This window comes from Streptomyces sp. NPDC056296 (assembly GCF_042268605.1).
GTDB lineage: Bacteria > Actinomycetota > Actinomycetes > Streptomycetales > Streptomycetaceae > Streptomyces.
Window position 1 is genome coordinate 8,675 of sequence record NZ_JBHJRX010000094.1, and the last position, 6,767, is coordinate 15,441.

General features: G+C 69.4%; 8 protein-coding genes. 5 read left to right on the plus strand and 3 right to left on the minus strand.

The window, feature by feature from the left end; all coding sequences use genetic code 11:
- Positions 1-455: 455 nt before the first annotated feature.
- The 3 genes from ACFCZF_RS38710 to ACFCZF_RS38720 form a co-directional block, all read right to left on the minus strand.
- Positions 456-1,919, minus strand: a complete 1,464-nt coding sequence (locus tag ACFCZF_RS38710) for a catalase (RefSeq protein ID WP_376675659.1) — start codon at positions 1,917-1,919, stop codon at positions 456-458.
- 178 nt (positions 1,920-2,097) lie between these two features.
- Positions 2,098-2,988, minus strand: a complete 891-nt coding sequence (locus tag ACFCZF_RS38715; protein WP_376675660.1) for a 2-hydroxy-3-oxopropionate reductase — start codon at positions 2,986-2,988, stop codon at positions 2,098-2,100.
- Between the two features lie 37 nt (positions 2,989-3,025).
- Complete coding sequence (locus ACFCZF_RS38720; RefSeq protein ID WP_376675661.1) at positions 3,026-3,865, minus strand: TIM barrel protein; 840 nt, start codon at positions 3,863-3,865, stop codon at positions 3,026-3,028.
- A gap of 139 nt (positions 3,866-4,004) precedes the next feature.
- Between ACFCZF_RS38720 and ACFCZF_RS38725 the strand changes: the two genes are divergently transcribed.
- From ACFCZF_RS38725 to pucL, 5 genes are all read left to right on the plus strand, one after another.
- Positions 4,005-4,286: a hypothetical protein gene (locus ACFCZF_RS38725; RefSeq protein ID WP_376675662.1), complete on the plus strand. Its 282-nt coding sequence runs from the start codon at positions 4,005-4,007 to the stop codon at positions 4,284-4,286.
- Positions 4,283-4,651: a helix-turn-helix domain-containing protein gene (locus ACFCZF_RS38730; protein ID WP_376675663.1), complete on the plus strand. Its 369-nt coding sequence runs from the start codon at positions 4,283-4,285 to the stop codon at positions 4,649-4,651. Before ACFCZF_RS38725 ends, ACFCZF_RS38730 begins: the two co-directional genes overlap by 4 nt.
- A 168-nt stretch (positions 4,652-4,819) precedes the next feature.
- Positions 4,820-5,329 (plus strand): 2-oxo-4-hydroxy-4-carboxy-5-ureidoimidazoline decarboxylase, encoded by a 510-nt coding sequence (gene uraD, locus ACFCZF_RS38735; protein WP_375925304.1) that lies wholly within the window; start codon positions 4,820-4,822, stop codon positions 5,327-5,329.
- Between the two features lie 2 nt (positions 5,330-5,331).
- Complete coding sequence (gene uraH / locus ACFCZF_RS38740) at positions 5,332-5,733, plus strand: hydroxyisourate hydrolase (RefSeq protein ID WP_375925306.1); 402 nt, start codon at positions 5,332-5,334, stop codon at positions 5,731-5,733.
- A 7-nt stretch (positions 5,734-5,740) separates the two neighbouring features.
- Positions 5,741-6,676, plus strand: a complete 936-nt coding sequence (gene pucL / locus ACFCZF_RS38745) for a factor-independent urate hydroxylase (RefSeq protein WP_121749901.1) — start codon at positions 5,741-5,743, stop codon at positions 6,674-6,676.
- Positions 6,677-6,767: the final 91 nt, after the last annotated feature.

The following is a 6,767-nucleotide window of genomic DNA, read 5'->3' on the forward strand; positions in this document are numbered from 1 at the left end:
GTTGTGCGGGTGCTGAGGTGGGTGTGCCCTACCCTAGGCCTGTTGGGTGGGCGGGGACTCCACACCCGGGCGAAAGCGGAAGAGCGCCGGGGGCGGGCCCGTCCGCACCCGCCGCTGCTCAGCCGGTGAAGGTTCTTAACATGGTGTCCGTCCGACAGCGCGAGGCTGGGCGCGACAGGTCGTTCGCGCCGCCGGACGGAGTTCTGGGGCCCCTTGCGAAGGGGCGGGTGATGGCTGGGACCGCGGCGGTGCGACGGGTCCGGAACGCCTCTCCCCTCAGGTCGTAGGAGAAGCTCCCGGGCCCTTCACCACCGCACTGGCTCGCAGGCCGCCGCGGTCCTCGCCCTGCCCGTGCCGGCACCGGGCGGCCACCCCTCATCCGGGCCGCTCCGGTGCCTTCACGGGCCGCGCACAGTCCCGGCCTCCCCGCCGGGTCCCGTGCGCGAGTCTTGCGGTCAGTCCTCGCGCAGGGCGCGGACCGCCTCTTCCAGGCGCTTGCCGTACTCCGGGTCGGCGGCGTGGAAGTGCGCGAGGTTCTTCTCGACCACGTCGTTGCGGGAGACCTGGGACAGGCCGCCGGCGAGGTTCGCGATCAGGCGCTGCTTCTCGTCCTCGGACATCAGGCGGTACAGCTCACCCGCCTGGTAGAAGGGGTCGTCCTTGGTGTGCTGCGGCGCCTCGTGGGTGCCGGTGTGGCCGGACACCGCGAGCGGGGCCGCCAGCGGGCGGCCGGTCTCGACCGGGCCGTCGTAGGAGTTCGGCTCGTAGTTCTTGGCGCCGCGGCCCTGCGAGTTGGCGGCCATCAGACCGTCGCGGCCGTAGTTGTCCGCGCCGCCGGGCACCGCCTTCGGGGCGTTCACCGCGAGCTGGGTGTGGTTGACGCCCAGGCGGTAGCGGTGCGCGTCCGCGTAGGCGAACAGACGGCCCTGGAGCATCTTGTCGGGGGAGGGGCCGATGCCCGGAACGAAGTTGTTCGGGGAGAACGCGGCCTGCTCGACCTCGGCGAAGACGTTGTCCGGGTTGCGGTCGAGCACCAGCCGGCCCACGCGGCGCAGCGGGTAGTCGGCGTGCGGCCACACCTTGGTCACGTCGAACGGGTTGAAGCGGTAGTTCGCCGCCTCGGCCACCGGCATCAGCTGCACGTGCAGCGTCCAGGACGGGAACACGCCCCGCTCGATGGCCTGCACCAGGTCCGTCTGGTGCGAGGTCGGGTCCTGGCCCGCGAGCTCGGCCGCCTGCTCGGCGGTCAGGGTGCGGATGCCCTGGTCCGTCTTGAAGTGGTACTTGACGAAGAAGGACTCGCCCTTGCCGTTCGTCCACTGGTAGGTGTGCGAGCCGAAGCCGTCCATGTGGCGGTACGACGCCGGGATGCCGCGGTCGCCCATCAGCCAGGTCACCTGGTGCGTGGCCTCGGGGGAGTGCGCCCAGAAGTCGAAGACGTTGTCCGGCTCCTGGCGGCCCGAGAACGGGTCGCGCTTCTGCGAGTGGATGAAGTCGGGGAACTTGATCGGGTCCTTGATGAAGAACACCGGGGTGTTGTTGCCGACGAGGTCGTAGTTGCCCTCCTCGGTGTAGAACTTCAGCGCGAAGCCGCGCGGGTCGCGGACCGCGTCCGCGCCGCCCAGCGAGTCGGCCACGGTGGAGAAGCGCAGGAAGACCTCGGTGCGCTTGCCGACGGTGCTCAGGAAGTCGGCGTGCGTGTAGTCGGTGACGTCGTCGGTCACCTCGAAGTGGCCGTAGGCGCCGGAGCCGCGGGCGTGCACCACGCGCTCCGGGATGCGCTCGCGGTTGAAGCGGGCGAGCTTCTCCAGGAGGTGCTGGTCCTGGATGAGGAGGGGGCCGCCGATGCCGGCGGAGGCTGAGTTCTGGTTGTCGGCGACCGGGGCGCCGGACTCTGTCGTGAGCACGCGCTGCGACATCGGGGACCTTCCGTGCGAGGGGTCAGCGGAAAACTGTTTCCGCTTCGTGGAGCTTAAGTTTGGGTGACGAGCACGTCAACAGTTTGTTGAAGTGGGTTCCGGGCGGCGCCGCCGCTCGGGCGCGACAGGACAGGTGTCAGCGACGGCGCCGCCCGGAGGTCTCATGAGGTGCCCGCGGTCAGACCTGGGCGCCGGACAGGCGCTCCACGGCCCGCAGCAGGGCCGAGTGGTCCAGGCCGCCGTCACCCTGGGTGCGCAGCGAGGCGACCAGCTGGGCGACCACGGCGCCGACCGGCAGCGCGGCACCGACGTTGCGGGCGGCGTCGGTGACGATGCCCATGTCCTTGTGGTGCAGGTCGATGCGGAAGCCCGGCTTGAAGTCGCGGTTGAGGAAGTTGTCCTTCTTCCGCGTCAGCACCGTCGAGCCGGCCAGGCCGCCGTTGAGGACGTCGAGGGCGGCCTTGAGGTCCACGCCCGACTTCTCCAGGAAGACCACGGCCTCGGCGCACGCCTGGATGTTCACGGCGACGATCAGCTGGTTGGCGGCCTTCACGGTCTGGCCCGAGCCGTGCGGACCGCACAGCACGATGGTCTTGCCCAGCGCATCCAGGAGCGGCTTGGCCTCGTCGAAGTCGGCCTGCTCACCGCCGACCATGATGGACAGCACGGCCTCGATGGCACCGGCCTCGCCGCCGGAGACGGGGGCGTCCAGGACGCGGATGCCCTTGTCCTTCGCGGCCTTCGCGAGGTCGACGGAGGTCTGCGGGGTGATCGAGGACATGTCGACCAGCAGGGCGCCGGACTTCGCGTTCTCCAGGATGCCGTCGGGGCCGTAGGCGATGGCCTCGACCTGCGGCGACGCGGGCACCATGGTGACGACGACGTCGGCGTCGCGCACCGCCTCGGCGATCGAGCCGGCCGCGGTGCCGCCCGCGGCGGACAGGCGGTCCAGCTTGTCCTGCTCCAGCGTGAAGCCGGTGACCGGGTAACCCGCCTTGATCAGGTTCTCCGACATGGGAGATCCCATGATGCCGAGACCGATGAAGGCGACCTTGGGAAGCGTGCTCATGGTGGATACCTCTCTGAAAAGTTTCTGCGGGTGGCGCTCAGCGGGCCGCTCGGGCCTCGGCCGGCAGCCAGGAGAAGGCTTCGGTGCTGGGGTTGTCGCCCGGCTTGTACTCCAGGCCGACCCAGCCGTCGTAACCGGCCTTCTGCAACTGGTCGAGCAGCTCCTCCAGCGGGAGGGAGCCGGTGCCGGGGGCGCCGCGGCCGGGGTTGTCGGCGATCTGCACGTGGCCGGTCTTCGCGGCGTACCGCTCGATCACCCGCGGCAGGTCCTCGCCGTTCATGGACAGGTGGTAGAGGTCCATGAGGAACTTGGCGTTGCCGAGTCCGGTGGCCTCGTTGACCTTGTCGACGACCTCGATCGCGGCCGGTGCCGACACCAGCGGGTACAGCGGCGACTCGGGCTTGTTGAGCGCCTCGACCAGCAGGATCGCGCCGATCCGGTCGGCCGCGCGGGCGGCGAGGACCAGGTTCTCCAGCGCGAGCGCGTCCTGCTCGGCCGGGTCCACGCCCTCGACGCGGTTGCCGTACAGGGCGTTGAGCGCCGTGCAGCCCAGCGACTTCGCGAAGTCGGCGGCCACGTCGATGTTGGCGCGGAACCGGTCCGACTCCTCACCGGGGACCGACAGGGCGCCGCGGTCGGGGCCCGGCAGCTTTCCGGCGTAGAAGTTCAGCCCGGTGAGCTGGACGCCCGCGTCCTCGATGGCCTTCTTCAGGCCGTCGAGCTCGGACTGCTCGGGGGTGGGCGAGTCGATCCAGGGCCACCACAGCTCGACCGCGGTGAAGCCGGCCGCGGCGGCGGCCGCGGGACGCTCCAGGAGCGGGAGTTCCGTGAAGAGGATCGACAGGTTGACGTTGAAGCGCTGATCTGCGAATCCCATCGGGTGCCGCGCTCCCTTCCGTTTCGATCGTGTTCCGCATTACGGAAGTTCGTTTCTGCTTAATGGAAGATTGCCGTCGGTTGCCGGAGCTTGTCAAGAGGGCTCGGCGGAAACGGTCACCGCGCGTTAGGTTGACCGGGTGCGATTGAGAGTGGAGTTCACGACCGAGCCCTTCGACCTGGACGAGGCACCCGCGCACGCGGTGGTCGCCCGGGAGGTCGTCGAGGCCGCGGAGCTGGACGAGGTCGACGTCGGCCCGTTCGGCAACACCGCCGAGGGCGGTGCCGACGCGGTGCTCACCGCCGTGGACGCGCTGCTGCGCCGGTCCCTGGAGGCCGGTGCCACCCGGATCTCGCTCCAGGTGAACGTGGTCGAGGAGAGTGCGGGCGAGGAGAGCGCGGCCGGGGAGGGCGAGCGGTGACCGGGCCGGGGGAGGAGCCCTTCATCGCGGCCGTGAAACCCCTGGTCGACGCCATCGGCGGCGAGATACTCCCGCCGGACGAGGCCGGCCAGGACGACGTGGTGCTCTCCTGGGAGGGCGTCGACGTCATCGCCGTACGCCTGCCGCAGCTCGCCGACTCCCTGGACCACATCCTGGCGGCCATGGAGCGCCGGCAGGGCAGGCCGCTGGCCGAACTCGACCGGCGGGCCAAGCAGGAGGTCGTACGGACCCTGGAGGCGCGCGGTGCCTTCTCCGTGCGGCACGGCGTGGAGACCGTCGCGGGCGCCCTCGGCGTCAGCCGCTTCACCGTCTACAACTACCTCAACCGCGAGAAGGACGCCTGACCGGAGAACGGGTCCTGGGCCAGGCACAACCTCCTGAACAGCAAGCCGCCGTCCGGCAACCGGACGGCGGCTTTTGTTGCCCCGAATTTTCAACAAAGTGTTGACGGCTTGTTTCCGAGGGCGTTAGCTATCGGCACGCCCGTTCAGCACAAGGCCACGGAGGCTCCCGTGACGTCCACTTCCGCGTCGGGCCTGGCCCGTTTCAACACCCTCGAGGAGACCGCGGCGCTCGCGGAACTCCACGAGGCGTGTGCCTCCACGGCGTGGGCCCGGCACCTGCTCGCCACCCGCCCCTTCGCCACCCCCGAGGACCTCTACACCGCCAGTGACGCCGCCATGGCCGAGCTGACGGCGGACGACCTCGCGGAGGCGATGGCCGGGCATCCGCCGATCGGCCGCCCCAAGCCGGGCGACCCGACCTCGTCCCGCGAACAGGCGGGCATGGCCGGCGCCGCCGAGGAACTCAAGGCGGAGATGCTCGAACTCAACCTGGCCTACCAGGAGAAGTTCGGCCACGTCTTCCTCATCTGCGCCACCGGCCGGACCGGCGAGCAGATGCGGGACGCGGTCAAGGAGCGGATCGGCAACTCGCCCGAGCAGGAGCGGGAGATCGTCCGCACCGAACTGGGGAAGATCAACCGCATCCGCCTTTCCCGACTCGTCGAACAGGACGCCTGACCATGAGCACCAGCACCACCGCCTCCGTGTCCACGCACATCCTGGACACCAGCGTCGGCCGCCCCGCCGAGGGCGTCGCCGTCCACCTGGCCGCCCGCGCGGGCAGCGAGGCGGACTGGCAGAAGCTCGGCGGCTCCGCGACCGACGCGGACGGCCGGTGCAAGGACCTCCCGGCACTGCCGGAGGGCACCACACACGTACGGCTCGACTTCGAGACCGAGACGTACTTCGCCAAGAAACAAGCCGCGGCCCAGCAGGACGCCCCCGCGCTCCGGGACAGCGAGAACGGCCGGCCCGTGTTCTTCCCCGAGGTCACCATCACCTTCGCGGTGGTGCCCGGCGAGCACTACCACGTTCCGCTGCTGCTCAACCCGTTCGGCTACTCCGTTTACCGAGGGAGCTGACCGACACATGACCCGTTTCGTCCTGGGACAGAACCAGTACGGCAAGGCAGAGAACCGCGTCGTCAAGATCACGCGTGACGGCGACACGCACCACATCAAGGACCTGAACGTCTCCGTCGCCCTCTCCGGCGACATGGAGGAGGTCCACCGCAGCGGGTCCAACGCCAACGTCCTGCCGACCGACACCACCAAGAACACGGTGTTCGCCTTCGCCAAGGAGCACGGGATCGAGAGCGCCGAGGACCTCGGCGTCAAGCTCGCCCGCCACTTCGTGGACAACAACGAGCCCATCCACCGGGCCCGCATCCGCGTCGAGGAGTACGGCTGGGAGCGGATCGAGACCTCCAAGGGCGGCGCCCGCTTCGTCGGCTCGGAGGAGATCGCCCACTCCTTCGTCCGCACGGGCCAGGAGACCCGCGTCGCCGAGATCACCTACGACGGCCACGGCATCCAGGTGCTCTCCGGCTTCAAGGACCTGACCGTCCTGAACTCGACCAACTCCGAGTTCTTCGGCTACCTGAAGGACAAGTACACCACCCTCAAGGAGGACTACGACCGGATCCTCGCCACCACCGTCTCCACCTGGTGGCGGCACAACTGGGACGGCGTCGACTCGCACGCCCCGGACTGGGACCGCTCGTACAACGGTGTGCGCAAGCACGCGCTCCAGGCGTTCGCCGAGACCTACTCGTACTCGCTCCAGCAGACCCTCTTCGAGATGGGTGTGCGGGTGCTGAACTCGCGCGACGAGGTGGACGAGATCCGCTTCTCGATGCCCAACAAGCACCACTTCCGCTCGGACCTGTCGCCGTTCGGGATCGACAACGAGGCCAAGGACGGCGCCGTGTACTACGCCGCCGACCGCCCCTACGGCCTGATCGAGGCCACCATCCTGCGGGACGGCGCCGAGCAGCTGATCCCGGTCGACATGACCAACCTCTGACGCGGGACGCGGGGGGGAAGGGCGGGCGGCCCCGTGGGGTGTGGGGGGCCACAGCGGAGAAAAAAAAGAAAAAAACACCACGAAAAAAAAA

Bases quoted from the DNA above. Each gene is read 5' to 3' on its own strand.
- ACFCZF_RS38710 (WP_376675659.1), bottom strand. From the start codon at position 1,919: ATGTCGCAGCGCGTGCTCACGACAGAGTCCGGCGCCCCGGTCGCCGAC.
- ACFCZF_RS38715 (WP_376675660.1), bottom strand. From the start codon at position 2,988: ATGAGCACGCTTCCCAAGGTCGCCTTCATCGGTCTCGGCATCATGGGA.
- ACFCZF_RS38720 (WP_376675661.1), bottom strand. From the start codon at position 3,865: ATGGGATTCGCAGATCAGCGCTTCAACGTCAACCTGTCGATCCTCTTC.
- uraH (WP_375925306.1), top strand. From the start codon at position 5,332: ATGAGCACCAGCACCACCGCCTCCGTGTCCACGCACATCCTGGACACC.
- pucL (WP_121749901.1), top strand. From the start codon at position 5,741: ATGACCCGTTTCGTCCTGGGACAGAACCAGTACGGCAAGGCAGAGAAC.